This window comes from Phormidesmis sp. 146-20, from assembly GCF_052939475.1.
Window position 1 is genome coordinate 16,701 of sequence record NZ_JBJPHT010000038.1, and the last position, 24,921, is coordinate 41,621.

At 48.8% G+C, this 24,921-nt stretch carries 24 protein-coding genes; 10 read left to right on the forward strand and 14 right to left on the reverse strand.

The features are described from left to right. The first annotated feature begins 145 nt into the window (after positions 1–145). Positions 146–721, forward strand: coding sequence for a DUF1997 domain-containing protein (locus ACKFKH_RS23600; RefSeq protein WP_446860810.1), 576 nt, complete (start codon positions 146–148; stop codon positions 719–721). Here ACKFKH_RS23600 and ACKFKH_RS23605 read toward each other — a convergent pair. The 4 genes from ACKFKH_RS23605 to ACKFKH_RS23620 form a co-directional block, all read right to left on the reverse strand. Next, positions 718–1,356, reverse strand: a complete 639-nt coding sequence (locus ACKFKH_RS23605; protein ID WP_446860811.1) for a ribonuclease HII — start codon at positions 1,354–1,356, stop codon at positions 718–720. The genes ACKFKH_RS23600 and ACKFKH_RS23605 overlap by 4 nt on opposite strands. A gap of 63 nt (positions 1,357–1,419) precedes the next feature. Then, complete coding sequence (locus ACKFKH_RS23610; protein ID WP_446860812.1) at positions 1,420–3,609, reverse strand: Rne/Rng family ribonuclease; 2,190 nt, start codon at positions 3,607–3,609, stop codon at positions 1,420–1,422. Between the two features lie 470 nt (positions 3,610–4,079). After that, on the reverse strand, positions 4,080–6,785 hold the full coding sequence (locus ACKFKH_RS23615; protein WP_446860813.1) for a TIGR03960 family B12-binding radical SAM protein: 2,706 nt from the start codon (positions 6,783–6,785) through the stop codon (positions 4,080–4,082). Positions 6,786–6,953: 168 nt separating this feature from the next. Continuing rightward, positions 6,954–7,289: an STAS domain-containing protein gene (locus ACKFKH_RS23620; RefSeq protein WP_446860814.1), complete on the reverse strand. Its 336-nt coding sequence runs from the start codon at positions 7,287–7,289 to the stop codon at positions 6,954–6,956. Positions 7,290–7,805: 516 nt separating this feature from the next. Between ACKFKH_RS23620 and ACKFKH_RS23625 the strand changes: the two genes are divergently transcribed. Then, a complete protein-coding gene (locus ACKFKH_RS23625) occupies positions 7,806–8,000 on the forward strand; it encodes a hypothetical protein (RefSeq protein WP_446860815.1) in 195 nt (64 codons plus the stop codon). 19 nt (positions 8,001–8,019) lie between these two features. Here the strand turns inward: ACKFKH_RS23625 and ACKFKH_RS23630 are convergent, their stop codons facing one another. Beyond that, complete coding sequence (locus tag ACKFKH_RS23630) at positions 8,020–8,463, reverse strand: hypothetical protein (protein WP_446860816.1); 444 nt, start codon at positions 8,461–8,463, stop codon at positions 8,020–8,022. Between the two features lie 313 nt (positions 8,464–8,776). On the opposite strand from ACKFKH_RS23630, the gene clpS reads away from it, so the two are divergent. After that, on the forward strand, positions 8,777–9,058 hold the full coding sequence (clpS, locus tag ACKFKH_RS23635; RefSeq protein WP_446860817.1) for an ATP-dependent Clp protease adapter ClpS: 282 nt from the start codon (positions 8,777–8,779) through the stop codon (positions 9,056–9,058). A gap of 71 nt (positions 9,059–9,129) precedes the next feature. After that, positions 9,130–9,873, forward strand: coding sequence for a CPBP family intramembrane glutamic endopeptidase (locus ACKFKH_RS23640; RefSeq protein ID WP_446860818.1), 744 nt, complete (start codon positions 9,130–9,132; stop codon positions 9,871–9,873). Here ACKFKH_RS23640 and ACKFKH_RS23645 read toward each other — a convergent pair. From ACKFKH_RS23645 to ACKFKH_RS23655, 3 genes are read right to left on the reverse strand one after another with little or no spacing between them, the layout of a single operon-like run. After that, the gene (locus tag ACKFKH_RS23645) at positions 9,832–10,494 is read right to left on the reverse strand and encodes a pentapeptide repeat-containing protein (protein WP_446860819.1); all 663 of its coding nucleotides are present in this window, start codon (positions 10,492–10,494) and stop codon (positions 9,832–9,834) included. The genes ACKFKH_RS23640 and ACKFKH_RS23645 overlap by 42 nt on opposite strands. Positions 10,495–10,498: 4 nt before the next feature. Next, the gene (locus ACKFKH_RS23650) at positions 10,499–11,935 is read right to left on the reverse strand and encodes a DICT sensory domain-containing protein (protein ID WP_446860820.1); all 1,437 of its coding nucleotides are present in this window, start codon (positions 11,933–11,935) and stop codon (positions 10,499–10,501) included. Positions 11,936–11,942: 7 nt separating this feature from the next. Continuing rightward, complete coding sequence (locus tag ACKFKH_RS23655) at positions 11,943–13,523, reverse strand: photosystem II high light acclimation radical SAM protein (protein ID WP_446860821.1); 1,581 nt, start codon at positions 13,521–13,523, stop codon at positions 11,943–11,945. Between the two features lie 444 nt (positions 13,524–13,967). On the opposite strand from ACKFKH_RS23655, the gene ACKFKH_RS23660 reads away from it, so the two are divergent. Together ACKFKH_RS23660 and ACKFKH_RS23665 are read left to right on the forward strand one after the other, a co-directional pair. Next, positions 13,968–14,312 carry a DUF1830 domain-containing protein gene (locus ACKFKH_RS23660; RefSeq protein ID WP_446860822.1) on the forward strand — a complete coding sequence of 115 codons (345 nt, stop codon included), beginning with the start codon at positions 13,968–13,970 and terminating at the stop codon, positions 14,310–14,312. Between the two features lie 217 nt (positions 14,313–14,529). After that, positions 14,530–14,955 (forward strand): DUF4079 domain-containing protein, encoded by a 426-nt coding sequence (locus ACKFKH_RS23665; RefSeq protein WP_446860823.1) that lies wholly within the window; start codon positions 14,530–14,532, stop codon positions 14,953–14,955. Between the two features lie 26 nt (positions 14,956–14,981). Here ACKFKH_RS23665 and nadB read toward each other — a convergent pair whose 3' ends face one another. The 4 genes from nadB to ACKFKH_RS23685 form a co-directional block, all read right to left on the reverse strand. After that, positions 14,982–16,667 carry an L-aspartate oxidase gene (gene nadB / locus ACKFKH_RS23670; protein WP_446860824.1) on the reverse strand — a complete coding sequence of 562 codons (1,686 nt, stop codon included), beginning with the start codon at positions 16,665–16,667 and terminating at the stop codon, positions 14,982–14,984. Positions 16,668–16,772: 105 nt separating this feature from the next. Continuing rightward, on the reverse strand, positions 16,773–17,204 hold the full coding sequence (gene psbU / locus ACKFKH_RS23675; protein WP_446860825.1) for a photosystem II complex extrinsic protein PsbU: 432 nt from the start codon (positions 17,202–17,204) through the stop codon (positions 16,773–16,775). A gap of 186 nt (positions 17,205–17,390) precedes the next feature. Next, positions 17,391–18,398: an FHA domain-containing protein gene (locus tag ACKFKH_RS23680; RefSeq protein ID WP_446860826.1), complete on the reverse strand. Its 1,008-nt coding sequence runs from the start codon at positions 18,396–18,398 to the stop codon at positions 17,391–17,393. 157 nt (positions 18,399–18,555) lie between these two features. Further along, on the reverse strand, positions 18,556–19,215 hold the full coding sequence (locus ACKFKH_RS23685) for a DUF3120 domain-containing protein (RefSeq protein ID WP_446860827.1): 660 nt from the start codon (positions 19,213–19,215) through the stop codon (positions 18,556–18,558). 326 nt (positions 19,216–19,541) lie between these two features. Here ACKFKH_RS23685 and ACKFKH_RS23690 point away from each other — a divergent pair, with 326 nt between their 5' ends. Genes ACKFKH_RS23690 through ACKFKH_RS23705 form a run of 4 tightly spaced genes read left to right on the forward strand, consistent with a single transcriptional unit; the run spans position 19,542 to position 22,671 of the window. Next, entirely contained in the window at positions 19,542–20,441 is a 900-nt protein-coding gene (locus ACKFKH_RS23690) for an undecaprenyl-diphosphate phosphatase (RefSeq protein WP_446860828.1), read from the forward strand. 41 nt (positions 20,442–20,482) lie between these two features. After that, entirely contained in the window at positions 20,483–20,722 is a 240-nt protein-coding gene (locus tag ACKFKH_RS23695) for a hypothetical protein (protein ID WP_446860829.1), read from the forward strand. A 25-nt stretch (positions 20,723–20,747) separates the two neighbouring features. Then, positions 20,748–22,103: a TIGR03279 family radical SAM protein gene (locus ACKFKH_RS23700; protein ID WP_446860830.1), complete on the forward strand. Its 1,356-nt coding sequence runs from the start codon at positions 20,748–20,750 to the stop codon at positions 22,101–22,103. A 37-nt stretch (positions 22,104–22,140) separates the two neighbouring features. After that, entirely contained in the window at positions 22,141–22,671 is a 531-nt protein-coding gene (locus tag ACKFKH_RS23705) for a hypothetical protein (RefSeq protein ID WP_446860831.1), read from the forward strand. A gap of 273 nt (positions 22,672–22,944) precedes the next feature. Here the strand turns inward: ACKFKH_RS23705 and ACKFKH_RS23710 are convergent, their stop codons facing one another. Both ACKFKH_RS23710 and ACKFKH_RS23715 read right to left on the reverse strand, forming a co-directional pair. Further along, a complete protein-coding gene (locus ACKFKH_RS23710) occupies positions 22,945–24,396 on the reverse strand; it encodes an SAM-dependent methyltransferase (RefSeq protein ID WP_446860832.1) in 1,452 nt (483 codons plus the stop codon). After that, positions 24,377–24,919, reverse strand: coding sequence for a restriction endonuclease (locus ACKFKH_RS23715; RefSeq protein WP_446860834.1), 543 nt, complete (start codon positions 24,917–24,919; stop codon positions 24,377–24,379). The genes ACKFKH_RS23710 and ACKFKH_RS23715 overlap by 20 nt, the downstream gene beginning before the upstream one ends. Positions 24,920–24,921 lie beyond the last annotated feature (2 nt).

Sequence of the window (24,921 nt, forward strand, 5' to 3'; positions counted from 1 at the left end):
TCAGAATTCCTACGGGAGTTTGCAAAACATTATCTTTATAAAAAACCGAATTCTGCTGATCCGTCGGTGGGGATACGCAATCTATGAGAAGCTAGTTACAATTGGTTAAGTAAAATTCGCGATCGTAACCCTTCTTCCCCCCTACATGGATACACGGTTCGCCAACTCTCAATCTGTTGAAATCCTTGTCCCACAACAGCCGACACCGATTTCTCACTATCTTCGTCAGCCCCATCGAGTCGTCCAGGCTCTCGCCGCTTCTAGCCGCATTGAACAAGTAAATGAAGATTGCTTCCGGTTGTCGATGCGGCCGTTAAGTTTTATGACGTTGAGCATTCAGCCGATCGTTGATTTGCGCGTCTGGACGGATTCAGAAGGAACGGTAAACGTGCAGTCGATCGCTTGTGAAATTCGAGGAACTGAATACATTAATCAACGCTTCACCCTCAACCTGGTGGGACGACTCTACCCTACGCAAGAAAACAGCAAAACCTATTTGAAGGGGAAGGCAGATTTGGAAGTTTTAGTCGAACTGCCGCCGCCCTTCTCATTCATGCCGAAACCAATGCTAGAAACTGCTGGAAACGGACTGTTGATCAGCGTTTTGACTACCATTAAGCAGCGATTGCTAAGTCAGCTTCTGTCAGATTATCGAAACTGGGCATCAGTTCAGGCAGAATCAGGAAGCAATCCAGACGGAGTTCCGTTTCCGGTCAGCTAGTTTGCGAACAGATCTAACTGCTTCAAAGCTTTTTGAATTGGTGCATACGTACGGCGATGGCATCGGGTCACGCCAAGTTCTTTAATTGCTGCTAGATGAGCCTTTGTTCCGTAGCCCGCATTACGTTCCCAGCCATAGCCAGGATGACGTTTTGCCAGACGCTGCATAAATCGATCGCGCCTCACCTTGGCCACAATGGATGCACATGCGATCGCATAAGAGGTAGCATCGCCGTCAATAATCGCCGTATGTGCTCCCAGGTCAGCCTGCTTGATTGCTCGTCCATCAATCAAAGCGTGGTCATAGGGCTGAATTCGCTTGAGCGCTCGCTGCATCGCTAAATAAGAGGCTCTCAGAACATTAATCTGCTCAATCTCGGCAACTGTTGCAATGCCTACACCAACCGCGGTCGCCTGCTGCAAGATTTGGACAAAGAGTCGATCGCGTTGAGTCGCAGACAGCAGTTTTGAGTCGCGTACCCCGTCGATCAGGGGGCAGTAAGCCGGAAGTAGAACAGCGGCCGCCACGATCGGCCCACACAAGCTACCCAAGCCTGCCTCGTCTACGCCCGCAATTCGCAACTGGCCCTTTGCCCAAAAGGTAAGCTCTACCTCTAATCCAGGAGCTTTTGCCATAGAAATTAACTTTAGACCCTCGACCAATTCCAGATCATCCAGTCTAGAGTCTAAAGTCTGACTTTATTCGCCCGTTGCCGAATCCCCGTTGGTAGCTGACGATCGTCGTCGCCGTCGCCGAGTTACAGAAACTTCCTCCTCTGGCTCAGGCTGACTTTGCTCTTCAACTTCTGGCAGTGAAACTTCTGGCGTTGGGGGGGCAGCAGTTCTCAGGACAGGTTGAAACCGAGGTTCAGGAATGGTGGCTTCCTCACCAACCGGAGGTTCTTCACCTAACCTCTCCTCCTGATCAGAAGCTGCCTCAACGGGTATCGATTCCGTAACTACAGGTTCAGGAGGTGCTTGCCCAGGAAGGGTGACGATTACGGTCGCTGATTTGGGATTTTTTAGCTCACGGGTCGAAAGCACCAGGGGCGAAATGCCCATCCAGGCATAAACTTCTTGCTCTTCAGGAGTCATTTCTACATAAACTGACTCTGGCGGCTCGGCAGCAGATTTAACTGCCCCTCGTCTACCTGTACGAGTTCGACGATCGTCTAGCACACGCCCTTCTCTAGGTGCAGAGGTCTCCTCCGGCATTAACAACTGCTCCGGTGGCTCCACTACAGGCTCGTTTCTGTTGACCAGTGCAGGCAGGGGAGTGGGCGTTGGAACGTGGCGGACGGGTTCTTCCCAGGGAACCGTCTTCGCTCGAATGACTTCTCTGGATACTCCTTCTCTAGGCAGCCCTTCTCTAGCTTCTCTAGGCAACCCTTCTCTGGGGGGTGCGCCTTCTCTGATTGGCTCTTCACCCACCCGGCGACGGCGACGACGATTGGTTGCTCGTCCCTGCTCTCTGTAGCTCGGATGGTTGATCAAGTCTAGATCCTGATCGCCATTCTCAGGCTCTGCGTCATCTCCGTCCCAAAATGCTTCTGCCACTGAGGGAATTTCTCGACGTGGCTCCGATCGCCGACTTTCTCGACTATCTCTGAGCGACACCGCAGAGCGCTCCAGGCTCTCCCCTTCTTCGTCAGACTCTCCAGGAAGATGGGCTAGATGTCCCAGACCGCCGCAAGTTGGACAGGTTTTGCCAAACAGTTCGTAGATGTTTTTACCCTGACGTTTGCGAGTTAGCTCGACCAGTCCTAGCTCAGACAGTTGAGAAATTTGAGGTTTGGCTTTATCGACACGCAGCGCCTTGTTGAAGTGTTCTAGCACTTGCAGTTTGTCGCGGTGAGAATCCATATCGATAAAGTCAACAATGATCACACCTGCAATATTTCGTAATCTGAGCTGACGAGCGATTTCAGTCGCTGCTTCACAGTTTGTCCACAAAACGGTTTCACGAGCTGTTGCTGATCGCGTAAACGAGCCAGAGTTCACATCGATCACGGTCAATGCTTCTGTTCTTTCGATGATAATGTAGCCGCCAGAAGGTAAATCCACTCTAGGCTTCAGAGCTTCTCTAATGGCTGCGTTGACGCGGAAAAAGTCGAGAATTGGAATACGATCGCGGTGATGATCGACCAGCACCCCTTGAGGAACTTTTCCGCCGCCCCAGCTAAACAACTGTTGTTTGACGCGCTTGAGTCCTGTATGAGAGTCAACGACAATCCGGTTTACGTCTGCGCTGTAGACATCCCGCAAAACTCTTTGAATAAAGTCATCATCTCGATTGAGCAGGGCCGGAGCGCGCGTGGAGGTAGCTTCTTGCTGAATCGATTCCCATTGCTTTTGCAAGGTTTCCAGATCTTCGATGATTGCCTCTTCGGGCATTCCTTCGGCCTCGGTGCGAATCACAATCCCCATGCCAGCAGGCTTGACGAGAATGGCTAAGGCTCTGAGGCGGTTGCGTTCGTTCTCGCTGCGAATTCGACGCGAAAGATTAACGCCTCGACCGTAGGGCATCAGCACCAGGTATCTTCCCGGCAAAGAAATGTTTCCAGTCAGGCGGGGGCCTTTGTTTCCGGTTGGCTCCTTCATCACCTGCACAAGAACTTTCTGCTGTGGCGCAAGGAGTTCTGTAATCGAACCAGCCGATCGCTTTAATCGGAGTGGCCCTAGATCCGTAACGTGAATGAATCCATTTCGTTCAGAATCGCCAATATTTACAAAAGCGGCATCAATACCGGGCAGGACATTCTCCACAATGCCCAGATAGATATCACTGACTTGATGACTGCCTGTGGCAACGATGATTTCTTGAATCTGATCTTCTGAAAAAACGGCAGCAATTCGATGCTGTTCTGCGATAACAATCTGCTTTGTCATTCAATTTCCTCAAAATTGGGGGCGAGGAGGGCATCGAAGTTCTTGCGCCTCTCGCTTTTTCCTTAAATAATGTCTGTGAGCTAAACCCTTAAAATCATGTAGAACCGGGGATTCCAGCCCTTGAGGTCATCAATGCCCAACTACCCTCAAGTGGGCGGCCTCAGCGACGGACAAGTCAATACACAAGCTGCGATCGATAAGGCAATGTTGCATATCCTCGAAGGATAAGTCACTGCATCTCATGAACGATGAGCGGAAAGTCTAGCAAGAGTAAGCTGCGTCTGGCATCTAATGCAATTCACCCGACGGCAACCACGGGGAACTCTAGTCCACAACTGCCTCTAATGGAAAGCATTATAGCGTGAGGATCTGCGCCTCAGCGAAAATTTCGAGAAATCACCGAGATTTAGCTGAGATTTAGCGAGAATCGTACCTCGACTTCTCCGTCAAATTACTTATCTCTGACCAAATCAAATATTCTCAGTTTCAGCTAGAAGCAGTTGATTACGGTGAATCTGTAAAAGGCAGAGTTCTTGCTGGGCAGTCTGTTCGAGCATATAGACCAGGTGATCCGGACGAAGCATAGTGCCATCATTGCGACAACTACCGACATAGCGCAGTGTTGTTTGGCGATCGCTTCGAGTTACCCGCGAGGGGTCGTTCTCTACCAGTTCCAACTCAAAGAGCCGATCTCGCAGGTTGATCAGGTGTACTTTTCCAGATTTTGTCGTCTGCTCAAGCCAAATTTCTTCGGCTGCTTGAATGGCTTGAATCCAGGTTTGCCACTGGTCTGTCGAGATTTGGGGACGATCGCCCCCAGCTTGATCAGCGACATCCACTGTAATCAGATATTCTGCCTTTTCGAGAATCTGGGCGGAGGCGGGGGCTTTCATGCTGACTGCTTCGACGCGATAGATGGGCATGTCTGCTGGCAATTGAGCCGCTAATTTTGCCTGAAAGAGGGCTGGCTCGATCGCTTCCGTCAATTCAAAATCCACAATCTCGCCCGAACTAGTCGTTCCCAGGGGCAGCGCGTTGGCGGGAATAATCCGCGGGTTGGGGTGAAAGCCGCCTGTAAAAGTAATCGGAATCGAGGCTCGACGAATCGCTCGATCAAATAGCCGCATTAAGTCTAAATGGCTAACCAATGCCATCTCGCCAGTTTTTCCTAGCCAGACTCGAAGACGCTGCGATCGACGCTGATCGGGTTCAAACTGCCCCACAAACTCAGGAATGGGTAATGGCGCAACAACGATGTTATGCCCAAAATCCACACCGCACACGCCACAGTGAGAACAGCCCTCAAAGGAGCAGTCTGGTACAGTTGCCGCTTCTAACGCCCGTTGCAAATCCTCTTTGAGCCACTGTTTATGAATGCCCGTATCGATGAAATCCCAGGGGAGCGGGGAATCGAGGGATGAGGGAGAACTTCGATGATCTGTCCCCCTTTGGGGGTAATCCGCTGCGCGAGGAGAGATGACTTCCGCTTCGAGGGCTGATTCAGAGTTCTCAAAGAGGTTCCATTCGCCGTTTTCGACTTGGCGGTACTTCCAGGTGAGATGAGATTCGTCGATCGCTTGTGTCCATGCGTTAAAGGCTTTGTCCAGGCTTTCCCACCAGGCATCCATCCCGGCTCCCAGTTCCCAGGCTCGACGGACGACGCTAGAAAGACGACGATCGCCTCGTCCTACAAAGTCTTCCATTGCAGAAATGCGGACATCGGTGAAGTTAACCTTTAAGCCGCGCAGAGAACGGAAGGCCTCTCTTAAAAGACTCTGCTTGCGTTTGAATTCAGCGGTCGAGACAGAGTGCCACTGAAACGGCGTGTGAGGTTTGGGCGTAAAATTTGAGATGGTGATGTTAAAGTCCAGCCGCTTTCTGCCTCTCTGACTACATTCTCGCCTCAGCCAGTGAATGGTCTCTGCAATCCCCAACACATCCACGTCGGTCTCACCTGGCAGTCCAATCATAAAGTAGAGCTTGATCTTGTCCCAGCCTTGATCAAATGCTGTTTTTACGCCTCTAAGTAATTCTTCATTGGTCAAGCCCTTGTTGATGATGTCGCGCATTCTCTGCGTGCCCGCTTCTGGAGCAAAGGTCAGGCTGCCTTGACGAGTGCCGCCGAGGATGTGAGCAATGTTTTCATCAAAGCGATCAACTCGCTGACTGGGTAATGATAGTGAAATATTCTCGTTTTTGAGCCGATTTTTGATTTCCATTCCCACTGCGGGCAGAGCCAGATAATCGGAGCAACTTAGCGACAGTAGAGAAAATTCGTTGTAGCCCGTCGCTCTCATTCCCTGCTCGATCGACTCAACGATGCTTTCAGGTTCGACATCTCGCGCTGGACGGGTCAGCATTCCTGGTTGGCAAAATCGACAGCCCCGCGTGCAGCCTCGACGAATCTCAATCACCAGTCGATCGTGAACCGTCTCGATATAGGGCACCAGACCAGTTGAGTATGCGGGAATTGGATCAGCGACTCGTCGCAAAATTCGAGTTGGGACATCAGGACGATTGGGATATACTGACCCATCCTCCGCCATGTCATAAAACCGAGGCACATAAACTCCGGGAACCTGTGCTAAGTCCAAGAGAAGGCTTTCTCTACTCAGTCCAGCTATCTTTCCTTCTTCTAAAACCAGACCAATTTCAGGCAAAAGTTCTTCACCATCTCCCAAGGCGATGAAGTCAAAAAAGTCTGCATAGGGTTCTGGATTTGAGGTAGCCGTCTGGCCGCCTGCAAAGATTAAGGGATACTCACCCTCTGCCCGATCGCGCCAAGCCAGCGGAATACCTGCCAGATCCAGCATTTCCAGAATATTCGTTGCGCCTAACTCGTAGCTGAGGCTAAAACCGAGAATATCAAAATCGGTGAGCGATCGTCGAGACTCAACCGCAAATAAGGGTGTCTGTGTTGCTCTCAGTTTGGCGGCAAGGTCAGGGGCAGGCAAGTAAGCACGATCACACAACTGCCGAGGTTGAGCATTCAGAATGCTGTAAAGAATAATATGACCCAGATTGGAAGCCCCTACTTCATAAACTTCGGGATAAGTGAGCGACCACCGAACGATCGCGCTTTCCCAAGGCTTATGCACTGCGCCCAACTCATTACCGAGGTAGCGAGCTGGGCGCAGGATTTCGGGCGTGAGTAGAGCTTCGACTGCAACGACCACGGCTGGATCACCTTACTTGAGGGTTTGATCTTCAGCCTATTAGTATACTGAAGTTCGCAGCCGCAGCTATTAAAGTACCACAGGTTCTAAATACCAATCAGGCAGCGAGTTGGCAACAGAACTTAGCGATCGCCTCGGTTCAATCTGAGTAATTGGGGGCGTGAGCAATCAAGCGTTTCTCAACTCAAAAGCGGCGACATTCTCAAAAATTTCAAAGACTCGATCCAGTTGGGTCAACTCAAACACGATGCGAATTGGAGCAGACACCGAGCAAAGCGTAAATCGTTTACCAAGTTTTTGGGCGAGGCGTAGAGTTGCCACCAACGCCATCAAGCCAGCACTATCTAACGATTCGACATGACTCATATCGACGAGCAGAGCAGCAGTTTGCTCAGAGGTGACTGCGTTGATGAGTTGATTTTGGAAGTCGGACGCGTTGGCGGCGTTCAGGTATCCCTGTGGGCAAATGGTGGCGGTTTGAGGACGGACGAGCACGCTCTGCATAATCTAACCTTTTACTATCAAATCAAAGAACTTGTTTCACTGATGACTCTGACCATAACCGCACATCCCTCGTAACGAATGGAAAGGAGCGATCGTTTCGCACAATCTTTATACGACAAGCGTCCTTGTTTAAAATTTCCGGTAAGCGTCAGGAAGATTACGTATCGTAAATCACATGTTCAAGCAGGTTTCTAGCTAATCATCCTGTGCAGAATGAAAAAATAGATGAAAGCTATCAACCCAAAAGCAATTCATGCCACCGACGATCGCAGGTTTGAAGACGATTGATTGTGGTCAGCTCAGAAGATTGATAATTGATATAAGTAGAGCGAGTAGAGCGATAGTCTTCAACCTCTGCCAAAAATTATAGAGGCGCTCTGATGCGTGATTTGACCTCGTTGAGCGGTCATCCGATTTGACCAGTGACTCAAATCACCTGAAAGACCTTATGTGGATCACCTATCTGATAGCTCCTTCCACCGATAATTTAGAAGTACGAAATCATTGCGAGTAGCCATGAAAAGTAGTGAAATCATCCGTCGGCTAGTTGAGAAAGCGCTTTACATCAAGTGCTTAACGCCTGACATGGAGAACGAAATCAACTATGAGCTAACCCGGTTGGGGCATATTTCTGACGTAGACTATGAAGCCTTAGAACTTCTGATGTCCGAAATGGATGAGGGTCGAATTCGTTTAGTCCCTAGCGTCTGAGCTAACGTTGGTCACAGTTTTACTGATCGCAAAAAACATCCGGGTGTGCCTGCCAAATTTGACGAATCAATTGGTTAAGTGACTGACGAGCGGCGATCGCTTGCGGGGAACTTGGAGAAATCGCTTCATGTCCCTCCCAGTCTCCTTCTGAGCGATAAAGCTGTGACAACAGTGGGATCACCTCCACATCCAACGCTTGCCGAAACAAAATCGCAGGCAGCAGCAGATCTGCACCTTGACGCAAATCCTGTAGGTTTTTGGGGTCGATCGCCTGAAGCATTCTCTCTGAATCTGACCCCATAATCAACACAAGAGGGCGTGCCCAGCAGAGTTGCCGAACCTCCACAATCTGCACAACTTCTGCATACAAGCGAGTCGTCTCATGCTCTAAGCAAACAATCTGAGATGGCTGAAAGTGACCTCTCCCATCCTTTGAATGAGCGTATTGTGAGGCAAAATCCATAAGGTCTATTTGGAGCGTAACGGTGGTTTAACGATTCTAAAGTTCTATTGGAGTTAAGTGCTACCGTTGAAGTGCGGTGGTTTATCAAGATAATGCCGCTATTGGGCAGGGATTTCTGACTTGTGTGGTGAATTGTTATGAAGAAGCGTTAAGGTAGGAGACGGGGCTGATTATAAGAGCTTGCTCAAGTCAAAACCACGGTTTGTCTCTGACGAAGGAGTCTATCGTGGGGTTGTCGGTGATGAAAAAGATCATTATGGTTAAAGAATCAGCCCGATTAATGTAGTTGATAGCTTACGGAGAGAAGAGAACTGTGTCTGTTGAAACTATTGAAAAGCGTTCAACGTCCCGTAAACTCGCGCCTCGCTATCGTGTATTGCTCCACAACGATGATCACAATCCAATGGAGCATGTAGTGCAGGTTCTCATGAAAACAGTTCCCAGTCTGACACAACCACAGGCTGTGAGTATCATGATGGAAGCGCATAATAGCGGATTGGCGTTGGTGATTACCTGTGCTCAAGAGCATGCTGAGTTTTACAGCGAAACGCTTAAAGCCAACAATTTGAGCAGTACGATCGAGCCTGACGAATAATTCTAAACACTTTGAAGCGCCGTCTCGATCGTATACCTACTTATCCCGCCCCACTTCGGATCGGGATATTTTTGTCTATTTTACTTTGTGCATGGCTGCCTTTGGCTGGCTTAATTCAATGGGGAGTGTCTGATACAAATGCGGCTTCGATCATTACGCTAGTTCTTTTGTACCTGGAATTTATTCTTCTAGTTCGACTTTGGGGGCACTATGTCTATCAACAGCCTCTTCTCAAACGTTATGGACTGAGCAGCACCCGCAAAAATGCACTCAACACTCTAACAGGTTTGGGGTTAGGGTCGATTTGTCTACTGGCAATGTTTGGATTTTTAGGGATTTTGGGCTGGGTAGAGTGGCGATCGTCTCCCGTTCTAGCTCAAATGATTTTGGAAGGCTCCCTCACGGGTCTGGGGGTTGGTTTTGCTGAAGAGCTTTTGTTTCGTGGCTGGCTGTTGGACGAGTTAGAGCGAGACTACCCCCAAACAGCACTTTGGATTGGTGCTGTCGTCTTCGGACTCCTCCACGCGCCTAGAGGAATTGCTCAAGTTCCTGCCCTGATTTTGCTGGGAGCTGCTTTAGTGTGGGCAAAACGCGCCACTCAAGGTCGATTGGGTCTATCGATCGGGCTACATGGCGGGTTGGTCTGGGGCTATTACATCTTGAATGTGGGACAGGTGATCCAATTCTCTAATCAGGTGCCCCAGTGGGTCACAGGTGTCGATCGCAATCCATTGGCTGGGCTGGTGGGGACTTTGGCAATAGGGGCGATCTCACTAGGAATGAGACACTGCGCTATCAGGAATCGACCCATCTAATTTCGTTCCTACTAGACAGGCTCCTGTAAGATTCACGCCTTCCAAATTTGCATTTTCTAACTCAGCACACAAAAGGTTTGCGCCCGCCAAATTTGCGCCTGCTAGATTGGCACCCTGTAAGTCAACTTCCTCCAGGTTCGCTTCGGTCAAGAGTGCTCCTTGCAAATCTGCCTGACTCAAGTTTGCGCCGTGAAGATTTGCGCCACTCAGATTTGCACCTCGCAGATCAGCACCCCGCAGGTCAACCCCCTGAAAGCTCACGCCCATCAAGTTTGCGCCACTTAAGAAAGCACCCGTCAGCGTGGCCCGAGTCAACCGGGCCCGCATCAAGTTTGCCCCACGCAAGTTGCTGCCTCGCAGATCAGCTTCGGTTAGGTCGGCTTGCATGAGGTTTGCCCCCATCAGATTGGCCCGCAGGTCAGTGCCTACTAGCTGACAGCCGATTAGATTCGCACCATCTAGAGATGCGCCTGAGAGTTTGGAGCCTGTGAGGTCTGCACCTGTGAGTTTTGCGCCTGCGAGATTAACGCCATTGAGATCCGCGTTAGAGAGATCTTCGTCCTGTAAATCTGCCCCGGCTGAATGCTTGAGTTTGTCCGATCGCACTACTTGAAGCTCCATGCTGTTAAACCTGTTCGATTGCCATGTCCACCATCTGCTCGAATTCTGACAACTTGAGCAGGTCTTCGTCTGAGTGAGAGTCGAGCAGCCACATCCCCGCTGCAATTTTGGGCAGGCTGATCGGTAGACTCAACCCTTGTTGCATTCCACTCACCAACAGGGTGAGCACATCAACGAGTTTTGGATCCCAGCGATCGCCCTGTTCTGACTGACAGGCTGCTAACGCTTGGGTAAAACACGCCTCTGGAGTCAGGGCTGGATTCGCTCGATGGTTAGCAAGCTGCTGCTGAAAAGCGGCCAAAAGTCCGAGAATTCTAGATTCTAAAGGAATTTCGTCGCCCGCTAGCCCCGCAGGTTGGCCTTGTCCGTCCCAGCGTTCGGTTTGGTGAGTGATGATGGTGGCGATCGCCTTTAACCGCTGCATGGTTCTGAGAATTTGCGCTCCGGGCACGATCGGGCAACTGGGCGGCGCGTCTGGTTCACTTTCAGAATAGCGGGCAAAACTTCCGGCACTCAAAACGCTGTCCGATCGCTGTAAAAAGGCCAGTCGATGCAGCAAACCCGCCAGCCTCAATCGATTTAACTGCCACGAAGGAAGATCGAGCAGTTGCGCCATTGCTTCTCCAAGCGTCGTCACTTCTGCGGCGGCCATCGGATTACTGAGGTCAGTTTGGTCAATTAGTTGAGCCAGCCTCAAAAATGCCTGCAACTCATTAGACACTAAATTGTTATCTAAAGCTTCGTGACGATGAGCGGTCGAGACAGACTCCAAATCCTGCTGACCCGTTTTCAGGTATTCCATCACCAGCGAGACAGCGGTGTAAATGTCATCGCGATCGGCTGCTTTAGCCTCGGTGCTAATTTCTTGCACTCTGGCAGTGAGCTGCTGGCGAAGGTCAGAATTGTAGCGTCCGAGATGGTCGATCGTGAGTTCTACTGTTTCCTTAACTAGATTGGATTCAAACGTCCAAAACCCGTAAAACTTACGATCGAGATCTTCGGTCGGAACCCCTTTCTCACCGTAGTCTTCGACCGAAAGCTCTTGACAAAGCACCATCGCAGTATAGGTAGGCGCAAAAATCATCAAGTGCCACTCTTGAGAAACAGGGTCAGTTTGTTCCAGTTCTACCAGAGAGACATTCGATCGCTGGCTGGTCGGATGTTCTGCAAAGCCTGTGTCGTGGGAGGCCATGATCACCACCTGTCGGGATCGATCAGCTAGTTCAGCATAGCGATCGGCTTCCTGGAGATACCATTTGCCACGCTGGAAGGCAGTCACCACGAGGGGCGCACTGCTACAGGTGAGAATGCAGTCCTCTAGGGCGTGACAGAGAGAGACCAGCGTGTTTTTGTAGTAAACCCCAAAGTTTAAGGGACGTTTCCCTGAGTGCCCGCTCTGGTGAGCAGACCTCAACCTTTGTAGAATGGAACCTTCCAGCATTAAATCCTCACTTTCTCGCGCCAACGCTTGCTAGAGCCTGTTGTTTGGGTGCGATCGGGGCCGTTAGAGCCTCTTCTAAGTCTGCACGTCCCAGTCTCGCTTCTAAAATATTCATCACTTCGCGCCCGAAGTCGTTGGGGTTTTGCCGCCACGCTTGCAGACAGACTTGCCCAAAGAATGATCCCAATGGCTCAGGGTTCCACAACAGCTTGCGAACCGTCCAGGGCGTGATGTTCATCGGGTCGTACCCAGGTTTGAGAATCTGATTTTTGAAGGCAAATTCTTCAAGGTGGGTATGGGGTTGGAGTCCGATAAAGAAGATCGCAGGCTCTACTTTGTCGGCCCCAAAAATTTTCTCTAGCTCACGGTGGTAGGCGATCGTTTGACGAATTGTTTCAGGACGCTCATCAATCACGTTAAACGAGTAGTTCACCGAAACCAGGTCGTTGAATCCAGCAGTCTTCAAATCGCGGCAGTTTTCTAAAACGGTTCTCAAGTTATAGCCCATCCGCATTTTGCGAACCAACTCTTGAGACCCACTAGTGATGCCAATCTCAAAGTAATTCATCCCTGTTTTGACCATCAGATCGCACAGTTCAGGCGTGAGATTGTCGGCTCGGATGTAAGCAGCCCAGTGAATGTCTTTCATGCCTGCGTCGAGAACTTTTTGCAGTAGCTCGATCACGTCGTCCATATACTTGCGGGCGGGAATCAGTTGAGCGTCGGTGAACCAGAAATTACGAATACCGCGATCGTAAAGCTGTTTCATCTCAGCCACGACTTCCTCAGCCGGATTAATCCGCACCTGCTTACCTTCGATCACCGTGTAGATGCAGTAGCAGCAGTTATGAGGGCAGCCCCGCTTGGTCTGCACGCCTACATAGAAATCTTGAGACTCAAAGTAATACTCAAAGTCACGCCAGATACTCTGAATGTAATCGTAGTTGCAGGCCGTTTTCTCAATATTAGCGGGCGCTTCGTGAATCATGCGATCGCGGGGAGTCGTCTCACCCACCACATAGCACCGCTCATCAGAAAAATCTTGACCCCGCACCAGCTTTTCTAAAAGCGCTTCCCCTTCACCGACTGAGATGATCGACCCGTTGGGCAAGCTTTTTCCGACCTGTTCGTAAAAAACACTGACGGCACCACCGCCTACAACCACACGAGCATTGGGATTGTAGCGTTTCGCTCGTTTTACGCCTCGCTTGATTAAGCCCAAATTGCGCCAAAGCTCGCCATAGTAGCCTGTTGCGATTTTTAGCAGACCGATCGCGCCTTTCATCTTGACCAGCGGATTGAGCGAGTAAAAGAACTCAAACGTATGCTGCAAAGGATTTCCACCCCGTCCACCCACAGGCGCATAAATTTGAATGTCTCGCCAAGAATAAACCAGCAGGCTGGGCTGAAATTCATCAATGCAGGCATCCAGAGCGGCCGCAAAGTCTAGTGGGGGAACGGTACCCAGGTCAAAGATTTTTTGTTCAACGTGGGGAAACTGCTTGTGAATGTGATCTGCCAGGTAGACCACGCCGATGGGAAAAATCGGGTTACACGGAAGGCGGACGTAGAGAATTCGATTTTCCATTATTGGTTGGCGGTTTAAGGATATCTCAGTCTCAAATGAGCAAGTCAAAACCTGCAAGTTTCAGCAAACCTTCTCACTTTTAGTTTATGAGAAATTGCTGATGTGTTTCTGAGATCAAGGGGTGGATCTAAATAGATGTTTGGTCAAAGATTCTGAAAAGTGTTGTCATATAACTTTACGATACCACTGCTTCTGATTCCTGTGGATCGATTTGGGTTAAGTTTTGCCAGGATCACGGATGGATAAGGGTTGCGATCGCCCTTTCATCACTCCTTACTCAAAATTTATTAATTAAGCATAGAGACAATCCTTGACATTGCTCTACCTTAAGAAAGAATTTGCAATAGAAAAAGCCATTGGTAGTGGGATTTACAGTCACCTGGGATCGCAGAGTGTTAGCGTTAAGCCACTCACCTCAAAGATGGAGTCCTCTCCATGAAACCTATGGCTCAGATTTTTGATCCCGTCCCTTCTGACACTGCGACCAAGCTGCTTTGCTGCTATGTCAACGCTACAAGTCAGATGCAAATTGCCCGCATCACCAACATTCCTAACTGGTACTTTGAGCGGGTTGTTTTTCCGGGTCAGCGTTTGTTGTTTGAGGCGGTGTCTGATGCCCAGCTTGAAATTCATACGGGCATGATGGCGAGTGCCATTCTCTCAGATACGATCGCTTGCTCAACCTTGTGTGTGGAAGAAGGCAGCAAGTCACCAGCAGTTTCCACCCAAGAACAGGAACGTCGCAATGAAGGCATTGCTGCCACGCCCGTTTTAACCTCTGCTGAGTAGATAGCTTGGCTTGAGTCAGACCTGATTGACACTCTAAAAAATTGCTCTTTAAGAAAAATTGTTCCGAAGTCCCTTGAAAGTTACGATTGCCCAAAGCTGCATCAAATCACTTCTGTGCCAAATCTGTAACGAATGAAATGTGACCAAACTCCTGCGGTGGCTTGATCAGTCACTGCATTTTTTAGGACAATGAGGGTGCTGTACTGAGTTAACTATTTTGGATCTACCCTCTTTTATCTGGCTGTGGAAAATTGCTGCCTGGTCAATGGGCTTTACGATCGTTGCCTATCTGATCCAGGCTGTTACTGGAGTTGCCCTGTTTGCGACGCGCCAGCAGCGTCCCGATTGGTTGCGACCCTTCCACTTTGTAACGGGGGGCATCATGGCAGGGCTGGTGTTGTTGCTGTTGGCGATCGGCATTGTCGGCACCCTGGGACATTACGGCAGTTTGGGTCATTCCAGCCATCTTCCGGTCGGAATTGCTGTCGTCGAGTTAGTGTTTGTCTCAGCCTGGAGCGCTGTGCAAATTAGTCCGGATCGTCCCTGGGCAAAACCGCTCCACATCGGCGTAAATGCCCTTCTCTGCGTTGCCTTCGTATTAGTCTCCCTGACAGGTTGGGAAGTCGTCCAAAAATATTTGTAGTTTTTTCATCTCATCGAAGTTTTCCCTCATCCCTTATCCCTTCTTACGGGTGCTGTCCACCAGCGATCGCGCTCTGCTTCCCGCCGAACCATTGTATGCATCTGCCATTCCAAAGACGAGTTGGGGAAGTCCGATCGATAGTGTCCCCCCCGACTTTCGGTGCGGTAGGCAGCACTTTTGAGAATCAGATCAGCGATATCCAGCAGATTGTAGAGTTCGCCCCAAGCCCGAAGGTGAGCATCTGCGTCGGCGGCATCAAATTTGAGCGTTTGGCCGGGAGATAGATTTAACAGGCTTTGTGTCAGAGAGAGTTGGGCAAATTCTTGTTGCCAGAGATGAAGTTGAGCGATCGCTTCCTGCAAAACTTTCTGCTCTCGACAGATCCCGGCTCCTTGCCAGACGAGTTTGGGCAGTTCTAGGCGAAGTAGCCGAATTTTTTCGAGGTCAGCGGCGACAAAGTGGACAACGGATGCAGCAGTTGCAGCAATCCCTTGGGGGTAACTTGAAGAGATTGCGCTTACATCTAATTCCAGGTACTTTAACTGCGCCCCAAAAACCAGACATTCTAATAGTGAATTGCTAGCAAGGCGATTGGCCCCATGAACACCCGTGCTGGCCGTTTCACCCACCGCATACAGTCCTGAAATCGACGTGCGGTTTAGCAAATCTGTCTCAATGCCCCCCATCCAGTAGTGGGCTGCCGGGGCGACCGGAATCGGCTCCTCAAAGACGTTGATCCCCCAGCGCTGACAGACTTGAATAATATTTGGGAAGCGGTGACGAATGGTCTCAGGAGCGATCGGCCTCAAATCTAACCACACATTTGCTAGGGCGGGATCTGCTTCCGTCTTTTGCAAATGGCTAAAAATCGCTCGACTCACCACATCTCTAGGAGCCAACTCTCCAGCCGGGTGGTAATCAAACGCGAATCGATGCCCCAGACGATCGACCAGATGTGCGCCTTCTCCCCGCACCGCTTCGCTAATCAGAAAGCGGGGTGCTCCTGGCTGAGTCAGTGCCGTCGGGTGAAACTGCATAAATTCCAAATCTCGCAAAATTGCCCCTGACCGATGCGCGATCGCGACCCCATCTCCTGTACTTACGGCTGGATTGGTCGTTTGCGCAAATACCTGTCCCCCGCCGCCCGTTGCCAAAATCACTGCACCTGCCCGAATCCAGTGAACCTGCCCCTCATAAACAACGCTGACACCCTGACAGGTTTGTTCTGAATCTAGCCAAAGGTCAAGGACAAAGGCTTGAGCGACAATGTGAATATTTTTACGGCTGAGAACCTGTTCAGTAAGCGTTGTGACGACAGCTCGACCCGTCGTATCAGCAGCATGAAGGACTCGTCGCCGTGAATGGGCCGCTTCTAGCGTCAGAGCCAGATTGGAACCCTGACGATCGAACGCCACCCCCATGTCTACTAAATTATGAATGCACTCAGCCGCATTCTCGACCAGAAACTTGACCGCCTGGTAGTCACACAGACCCGCCCCCGCCTTCAGCGTATCGTCGAGGTGTAGAGCCGTCGAATCCTGGGGATCAATCACTGCCGCAATGCCGCCTTGTGCCCAATCACTGGCAGAGCGAGAGATCTGATCTTTGGTAATCAGTCCGACTTGAAAGTGAGCAGGCAGACACAGAGCAGTGTAGAGACCCGCAGCCCCCGCCCCAATCACTAGCACGTCGAATGAGTTGAAATCTGACATCTTAAATCTGACATCTTAGAGGCAGCTATAAAAACACTCTCTGCATTCTGGGACAGCCCGATCGTGCAGAGAGCGAAAAATTAGAACACGTAGATTTTTTGAATCTTAGCGATAAATCCCGTTGTTGATGCGATCGTCACCTTCTACAAGCTCCTTCGAGACTTCACTAACCGTGAAATTGTTCAAATTGGCTTGCAAAACTTCCTTTTGTTTCTCACTCAACCCAGGAATTTTTAGGACATCTTCAACGCTTTCATAGGGAGCATTTTTGAAGATCAGACTTGCCAGCGTTGGATACATGCCCTGATATTGGCGGAACGCTCGAAGATTGGTGTTGTTTAGGTCAATTTTTTTACCATAGTCTGTTGCCATTTTATCTTCAACCGCATTGCGAAGCGGCTCGGCAGCCAGCACAGCAGACGGACGGACAGACCCAAAATTGCTCAGATTTGCAGCCGTTGCACTCTGAGACGCGCTAAACCAACCCAGGCATACAATCAGGCTCAAGGTGGCGATAAATCGAACGAAACGTTTCATGTTAATTTCCCTCCCACTCGATCGAGCAGACTCTCGACACAGCTTTTATTAGAGCCTATCATCTCCGTGATACAAACTCTTAATCAGAGGGTTTGAGTTTTCAAGTTTGAGAAATTGAATTCCTCAAATCCAAATCAATTCTGAAGATTCAGACGCTTGAGCAATGAAAGTTAACTCGACACTGGGTTAACTATTTGATCCAACTTTGAGTTGTAGAAACGTATCGAGATCCGCAAATGAGCAGGCATGAGTCAGCGTCGGAACGTCGTAGCCTTTAAGGTGAACGGTGTATTGCTCAAAAAACTGAGCATCTGCCACCAGGGTCGAAAGATGATGGTAAGTGGTTTCACCCAAAGCAATATCTAGACCGATCTGTTTGGTTGAAGATTCGAGGCGAAAGGCAGCATTGACGGTATCTCCGAGGGCAGTGTAATCGGGGCGATCGCCACTCCCTGTATTGCCAACCATCGCGTAGCCTGTATTGATCCCAGCGCCAATGCGTAAAGGAAAGGGTAAGGGATACTGGTTGTAAAGATTGCTAGTCATCGTATGCAGGGCCCCCACTGCCTGAAAGATTCTCAGCATTTCGTCGCGGCTGACTCCCTGGGGGCCATGCGTCCAGACTGCCATCACTGCGTCACCGATGTACTTGTCAACCCAGCTTCCGTACTCGCGAATAATGTCGCCCGCCCGCCGAAACCAGGTGCCAATCACTTCTGAAAGTAGCTTTTCGTCTAGCTGGCGCGTCAAAACTGTGAAGTCTCGAATATCCACAACCAGCACAGAAATCAGTCGTCGAATATGCAGCGTCGCGGTCGCGGTAAATTCTTTGGAGTCTATCCCCATCGAAGGGTCGGTAGGATGATGAATCGGGCAGTAAAACTCAAGCTCTGTTTGCCCAAACGTCAAGCGATCGCCATTTTGCAGCGTTACCGGAATGCTCACTCGTCGTCCGTTGACAAAAGAGCCATTGCGACTTCCTAAATCGATCAGATAGAACTCGCCTGTCTCCATTGACTGCAACATGGCATGGTTGCGCGAGATCCAACGATCGGACAGCACAAAATTATTATCTTCACTACGTCCGATCGTCCAACAGTTACCGCCAACCAGGGGAAAACGACGACTTCCAGAATCAGTCCGTAATACAAGGTGAGGAGTGGGTTGCAAAGTCACCACAGGTTTAGAAGTCAATAAGTCTTTCCTATGATGCATCCTGACATCGCAAAACGTGTCAGTGTTCACGCCTGAAAACAAGTAACCTACGCATCTTTGGGCTACTCAACTTTTCAACTTCTCAAGGATGAGATTTTCTTTCAAGCGTGATATTACTGACCTACTAAAGCTTTGCTCAAGCGAGAGAAGCCGCAAGCCAGAATAAACCATCTACCAAGATTGTACTCAGAACTGCTCCACTGAACGCTAACCAATGCAACTTTTGGGGCCTAAAAGAAAAAATACCGACGCTAAAGAGAATTGTTGCTAGGATAGCGACCCAAAAAAGCCCCCAGGCAGTGTTAACTTGAGCGATCGCTTGCTGAAAAATTGGGCGAACAAGATCCGGTTCGGTCTGCATCACCTGTCGCCAAGCCGGGATCAAACCAACCAGGTAGAAATAAAGGTCAGTCAACACCGTGCCAAACAGGGAACCCAGATAGAAAAGGTTGCCTACCTTGCACAGCCCACGCGACAGCCCCCAAAGGGCGATCGGCAGGGCGATCGCTTCTACGGGTAAATGTAAGGTCGGTTCCCAGCGCAGCCATCCCCAGTAGACCGATCCCGCCATCCAAGTCCAAGCAAATCCTGTGATTAGGTCTCCCCAGATCTGAGTGTTGAGTTTAGATGAGAGCTTTGAACCTAGCCAGAGCCAGCCTGCGGTCAACGCCAAACTTACCAAAGGCAATGCTCGAACCAAAGGCGCTTCAAAGAAGACAGGCACGGCAACCAGAAACACTGCGCCCCCAAAGACCAACCAGGGTCGAACAGCGGGTGCACTCTCAGCAGAAGCCATTGCTTCGGAGGTCTGAGGTTGATAAATAGGGTTAGAAGTGTACGGGTAGGAAATCAAGGGATTCTTATTTCTGATTAATTTTATTTACTTAACTTAACATTACCATACAGACTTCGGTCGGTTAAACGTCGTAACTCTGTAATAAATCTTAAGAAGCTTATCCCCCCTGGGGGTATTTCTGATTTTAGCGGATTTTCCGGAGTGCGATCGCAAATCATTGACTGGATCAGCAGAGAGTCATAGAAACTTAGCTGCTAAGACACAAGTTTCGGATAGACTAGTCGCGCAAAGACGACCCCGATCGCTCAATCACTCCACAGGAACGCATGAACTTTTTTGAACTCAACCCCGATTGGGGCGCTTTATTCAACGCTGGGCACTTCTTGCTACAAGCTGCCGACGCTCCAAAAAATAATCTGCTGGTTGGTTTGTTTCAGGCGATCGTGCTGGGCATCGTTCAGGGAATCACAGAATTTTTGCCGATTAGCAGCACGGCTCATTTGTTGATTTTTCGGGATGTGTTTGGCTGGACGCAGCAAAAGTATTTTATTGATGCGATTCAGTTTGGTAGTGTGATTGCGGTCGTGATGTATTTTTGGTCAGATATTCAGCAGATTGTGACGGGTGGTTGGTCAGCATTTCGGGAAAAAGATTGGCAGCGTGAAGAGTGGAAACTGCTGGTCGGTATTGGAGTGGGTACGATTCCTGCATTAGTCGGTGGGCTACTGCTCAATGACAAAATTCCAGAAACGCCTCTGGTGATTGCGGTGATGTCGATCGTGATGGCTCTGCTACTGGGTTTGGCAGAACAAATCGGCAAGCGTAAACGCGGCTTTGAGTCACTGCAAATTAAGGACGGAATTTTGGTGGGGGTAGGGCAGACGATCGCTTTGTTTCCGGGGGCTTCTCGATCGGGGTCTACCTTGACGACAGCCTTGTTTTTGGGACTGAAGCGAGACACCGCCGCTCGATTTTCTTTTTTGTTAGGAATTCCGACCTTGACGATCGCTACCCTTTATCAAGCGAGAAAAGCGATCGGGAATGTCGATGAATTGCTGCCTTTGCTAGGGGGAATTGTCTCAACGTTTATCTTTTCTTATTTGTCGATCGCCTGGTTGTTGCGCTATCTGCAAACCAAAAATACGCTGGTTTTTATCTGGTATCGTCTGACGTTCGGTGTGGTGTTGTTATTGGCGATCGCGACAGACATGCTGAAAAACGTCTGACTCAGGAGGCTTAGAATAAGAAAAGCACGGGTGAAAGGATCATGACCGAGCAATCCGACGACGACCAACGAAATTTTAGAGACAGAGACTTTCAGCAACAGGTTTTGGAGCGGCTGGATCAGCTATCTGATCGAGTTGATAAGCTGTCTAGTGATGGGGAACGGTTTAACGATCGCTTTAGTGACTATCAACAGGCGACTCAATGGGTCGTGCAACTGGCTTTTACGCTGATTGCGTCTGCGACGGTCACGGTCATTCTCACCACGGTTTTCAAACGCTGATTAGACATTTAGCTTCCCAACTTCCATGAGCGATTCTTCCATTCGTCCGGCTTTAATTACGGCTGTGTTGCCCAATTCGATCGCCGCAGAAATTGGCTTTGAGTCGGGCGATCGTCTGGTTTCGATCAACGGGCAAAAGCCGCGTGACTTGATCGATTATCAGTTTCTCTGTGCGGATGAAGTGCTGGATCTCGAAGTGCTGGACGCGAGTGGCAAAACTCATCAAGTCGAGATTGAGAAAGACTACGACGAAGATTTGGGGTTGGAGTTTGAAACGGCTTTGTTTGATGGCTTGATCCAGTGCAACAATCGCTGTCCGTTTTGCTTTATCGATCAGCAACCGCCTGGAATGCGGCAGACGTTGTATTTCAAAGATGACGATTATCGTCTGAGCTTTTTGTATGGCAGTTATTTGACGCTGACCAACTTGACGCAGCGAGAATGGGAGCGCATCGAACAAATGCGGCTGTCTCCCTTGTTTGTCTCAATCCACGCGACGGAAGCCCCTGTGAGAACCCGGTTGCTCAAGAACGATCGAGCGGGGCAAATTTTGGAGCAGTTGAAATGGTTTGACGATCGCGATTTACAGATTCATGCTCAGGTCGTGTTGTGCCCTGGAATTAATGATGGCGAGCATCTGACGCGCACGCTGTTGGATCTGGCGCAGTTTCACAGAGGGGAGATCCCGGCGATCGCTTCTGTAGCCGTGGTGCCTGTGGGATTGACGCGCTTTCGTCCTGATCAAGATGAGTTGATTCCGGTGACTCGCGAAAAGGCTCAAGAAGTGATTGCTCAAGTGCAGCAGCTTCAACAACAGTTCAAACAACAATATGGCTCGACGATCGTGTGGCTGGCAGATGAATGGTTTTTGATTGCGGGTCAGGCGTTGCCGCCGGAGTCCCATTACGAAGACTATCCGCAGATTGGTAATGGAGTGGGGTCGATTCGGCAATTTTTGAAAGAGTTTCAGTCACAGGCAAAACGGCTTCCTAAAAAGGTGTCTCCTCGTTCCTTTACATGGATTGTGGGCAACGCGGTCGAGCAAGCTTTTCAGCCGATCTTGAGCCGACTCAATCAGGTTCAAGGTCTAACAGTGAAAATGGTGGCACTCAATAGTCAATATTGGGGTCAAACGATGACGGTGACGGGCTTACTGACTGGGCAGGATATTTTACAAGCGTTGCAGGGTCAGGAGTTACAGGATGGGATTCTGCTGCCTTCTTTGATGTTGAAGCATGGTGATACCGTGTTTTTAGATGACATGCGTGTTGAAGATCTCGAACAAAAACTCAACACCAAAATTTGGATCGTCCAGGGTCTTGATGGACTGATCGAAGCTTGTCAAACGTCTGGGGTGGAGAAAACAGCCGCTCCTTGCTAATCTGATTGGATGAACAATCGCCCTCACCCATTTCACCGTGGCTAAATCAACCAACAAAGCTTTAGAAGTCGAGGAAATTCAGCTTCCGGCGAATCTTGATCGTCAAGCAGAACGAGACTTAATTTTGGCGGCCATCGATAAATTTATTGAAGTCCGTAAGAGTGAATGGGGCGATTTGCGATCGCAGGTGGGCGAGTTTAATCCCTATGTGACGCGATATGACATGCTGCAAAAGTTTCGCAAAGCGATCGCTCAGGGCGAATTGTTGAGTCAGTTTCCTGAGTTGAGCGGCAGTCTGGTGGAGCGGGTCTTTCCGATTTGGCAAAAGTTGGCGAGCTTGGCAGTTGGGCAAGCGATTGCTTGGGGACATCCCATTTCGCTAAAGTCAATTTATATGCAGCTTGATCACATCACCTGGGACGAGTTTTTGAGTGAACTGGCGCAAATTAACCAGACCGAATTTGAGTTGGTGCCGAGTCGGGTGAAAAATTGGATGGTGGGCGATCGACAGGTCGGAGCGCTAACGTTTCACCGAAACTTGGGCATTGACAATCACAAGGTAGATTAATTTATCTAATTTGTCGATCGCTCAACCGCCATCACTCAAAATCTAGGCTAACAAAGTAGAGGCTAGTCAACTGTTTAACGACAGGTATTCAAAAACTTTCAGTCTGATGGTTTTAACCTGATAGCTAATTTCGGCGTTGCTGAATCAGGGGATGAATTGCCCCACGGAGGGAACCCCAAGGTTCAAAGTCCCCCATTTTTGGGGGATTTAGGGGGCGGAAAGATTGACACTTCCCAACAGATTCATCCCTCCAATCAGCAACGCCCTAATTTCTTACAATTTTGAGGCTAGTCTTTCTGCTAAAGCAGGTAAGTTTAGACTGTTCAAGATGCTGGATTTAATTGGGCGTTTTTCATCCCAAAAGATCAAAGAGGAGTAAAAGTCTATTGCTGGCGAAGAAGTTAAAAGTGTAAGTGTTTGAGTAGCAACTTGTTCATCTTCAAAACTGAGAAAGTAAACGGTGTCGTCAAAAACAATTGGTTTGCCGTTCATTTGCCCAACCAACCGAAAGTCTAGTTTTTTGTAGAGTCCACATATTGCAATTTTCCAGGGCGCAAACGTGTACAAGCCAACTCCAAAGATAGAGAAACGAGAACTCTTCTGATGAATTTTGCTTTTTCTGTTCTCTAAATAGTCCGAATGAGTCTCTAAATAGTTCCAGGTTTTGGGAGCTAAAGTTTGGATATATTCAGTTGGCTCACCAACGAATCTTTGAGTGACCAAAACATAGCGATTAATGCTTTTTATGCGGTTTTGTGCAACATCAGAACCTTTGACTAAAGGAAACAGGCAAGTGTCTTCAATATCAACAACTTCTCCCAATCCATTCATAAATGCATTATCAACTTTACGAAATTCCATTACACTTGAGCAATCGTGCTTAATGCCCGATCGCCATTTCGCTTCCCTCTTGGGATCATGTAGATTTTCTAATTGATCAAAAGAGCCTGTATCTCTAATTGGAATATTATTTCGATAACCTATCCGGTAGTGAGTATCCGCCTCAAGACTATTGAATACGTCACAGAAGTAGTTTTGTGAATCCAAGTCAAATTTACAGAATAGAAGACAAGCATCAACAGTTGCGTTGAAATATTTCTTTGCATCTATTTTGTAAGTTGAGCAGTAAGAAAGATTTGAATTTTTGGACTGAATATAATTTAATAGTTTTCTTGCAACAGAAGTCTTACATAGCATTGCAAGATAGGCATCCTGTTTCTGCAACCATTGGATAGCGTTAATCAACATCCACTCAGAAATGTCAAAATTGCTTTTACCTGTAATGGCATCCAAACCGTTGTGATTTTGAAAGTTAGTCTTTTTAGGTAAATTTCTGCTCCCAGTCATTCCTTGTTGAGAGTTAGTAACCCAGGGAAAGTTCCCCAATACCAGAATTTTTTCGCTACATTGAGTTTTCATCACTGAAGACCAATCAAACTCAAAGAAATCTCCTGGCTGAATTTGAATTCTTTTGTCTTGTAGCCGACTATTTTTTCTAATTTCTTGTAAATAGTTTTGGTTTCTCTCAACTCCGATGATTTTACTGGCTGATGGAAATAAATGTGCAGAAGCTTGAATAAAGTTACCAATGCCACAGGTTGGCTCGACAATAATGTCAGGGTTTACACCAAGCTCTAACAACTTATGACAAATTTTTTCAGCTAACTCTAATGGAGTTTGAAAGTCTCCATACTCTAATTTTGACTTAGAGACAACCTGAGTCATACAACCGCTCTATAAACAGCAACAACACCTTCTTCTTGCCCGGCTCGCTCAAGGACTCTCCCATATTGAAGCCGCCACTGCAAAGCATTGGAGTTTGAAAATCGGCTGTTCTCTCGGCAGTGACATAGATGGTGTGCAGAATACTTAAAGTTGCTGTGCGGATGGTGCTATTGTCTGACTTGTCATAGACAAAAACAAGTAGAGAATATCCAAGTCCAAAAATCTTTTGTCGTGCAGATTTGAAGGGGCATGGCGACTGAGGTTGTCTGACGCTGGTTACTTTTACGTCAACAAGCAAGCCTGGAAAATCAATACCACTGGCTGAATTACCCTCCAAAAACTCATATTTTCCCTTTGAGTAAAGCCTGAATTGTTCCAAATATGTTCCAATAGCTTTACCGTCTGTGACACCATAGAGAATAGGCTCTGGATGCTGAGACTCGATCGCTGAGAAGCTTGCTGCTTCAGAGCATAAGGCTTGTACTGTTAAAATCGGCATCTGTGGAAGCACTTTATTTACCATCG

What these genes read in the sequence shown, in the direction of transcription:
- ACKFKH_RS23600 (WP_446860810.1), top strand. Translation starts at nt 146, where the DNA reads ATGGATACACGGTTCGCCAACTCTCAATCTGTTGAAATCCTTGTCCCA.
- ACKFKH_RS23605 (WP_446860811.1), bottom strand. Translation starts at nt 1,356, where the DNA reads ATGGCAAAAGCTCCTGGATTAGAGGTAGAGCTTACCTTTTGGGCAAAG.
- ACKFKH_RS23610 (WP_446860812.1), bottom strand. Translation starts at nt 3,609, where the DNA reads ATGACAAAGCAGATTGTTATCGCAGAACAGCATCGAATTGCTGCCGTT.
- ACKFKH_RS23620 (WP_446860814.1), bottom strand. Translation starts at nt 7,289, where the DNA reads ATGCAGAGCGTGCTCGTCCGTCCTCAAACCGCCACCATTTGCCCACAG.
- ACKFKH_RS23625 (WP_446860815.1), top strand. Translation starts at nt 7,806, where the DNA reads ATGAAAAGTAGTGAAATCATCCGTCGGCTAGTTGAGAAAGCGCTTTAC.
- ACKFKH_RS23630 (WP_446860816.1), bottom strand. Translation starts at nt 8,463, where the DNA reads ATGGATTTTGCCTCACAATACGCTCATTCAAAGGATGGGAGAGGTCAC.
- ACKFKH_RS23645 (WP_446860819.1), bottom strand. Translation starts at nt 10,494, where the DNA reads ATGGAGCTTCAAGTAGTGCGATCGGACAAACTCAAGCATTCAGCCGGG.
- ACKFKH_RS23650 (WP_446860820.1), bottom strand. Translation starts at nt 11,935, where the DNA reads ATGCTGGAAGGTTCCATTCTACAAAGGTTGAGGTCTGCTCACCAGAGC.
- ACKFKH_RS23655 (WP_446860821.1), bottom strand. Translation starts at nt 13,523, where the DNA reads ATGGAAAATCGAATTCTCTACGTCCGCCTTCCGTGTAACCCGATTTTT.
- ACKFKH_RS23660 (WP_446860822.1), top strand. Translation starts at nt 13,968, where the DNA reads ATGGCTCAGATTTTTGATCCCGTCCCTTCTGACACTGCGACCAAGCTG.
- nadB (WP_446860824.1), bottom strand. Translation starts at nt 16,667, where the DNA reads ATGTCAGATTTCAACTCATTCGACGTGCTAGTGATTGGGGCGGGGGCT.
- psbU (WP_446860825.1), bottom strand. Translation starts at nt 17,204, where the DNA reads ATGAAACGTTTCGTTCGATTTATCGCCACCTTGAGCCTGATTGTATGC.
- ACKFKH_RS23685 (WP_446860827.1), bottom strand. Translation starts at nt 19,215, where the DNA reads ATGGCTTCTGCTGAGAGTGCACCCGCTGTTCGACCCTGGTTGGTCTTT.
- ACKFKH_RS23690 (WP_446860828.1), top strand. Translation starts at nt 19,542, where the DNA reads ATGAACTTTTTTGAACTCAACCCCGATTGGGGCGCTTTATTCAACGCT.
- ACKFKH_RS23695 (WP_446860829.1), top strand. Translation starts at nt 20,483, where the DNA reads ATGACCGAGCAATCCGACGACGACCAACGAAATTTTAGAGACAGAGAC.
- ACKFKH_RS23700 (WP_446860830.1), top strand. Translation starts at nt 20,748, where the DNA reads ATGAGCGATTCTTCCATTCGTCCGGCTTTAATTACGGCTGTGTTGCCC.
- ACKFKH_RS23710 (WP_446860832.1), bottom strand. Translation starts at nt 24,396, where the DNA reads ATGACTCAGGTTGTCTCTAAGTCAAAATTAGAGTATGGAGACTTTCAA.
- ACKFKH_RS23715 (WP_446860834.1), bottom strand. Translation starts at nt 24,919, where the DNA reads ATGGTAAATAAAGTGCTTCCACAGATGCCGATTTTAACAGTACAAGCC.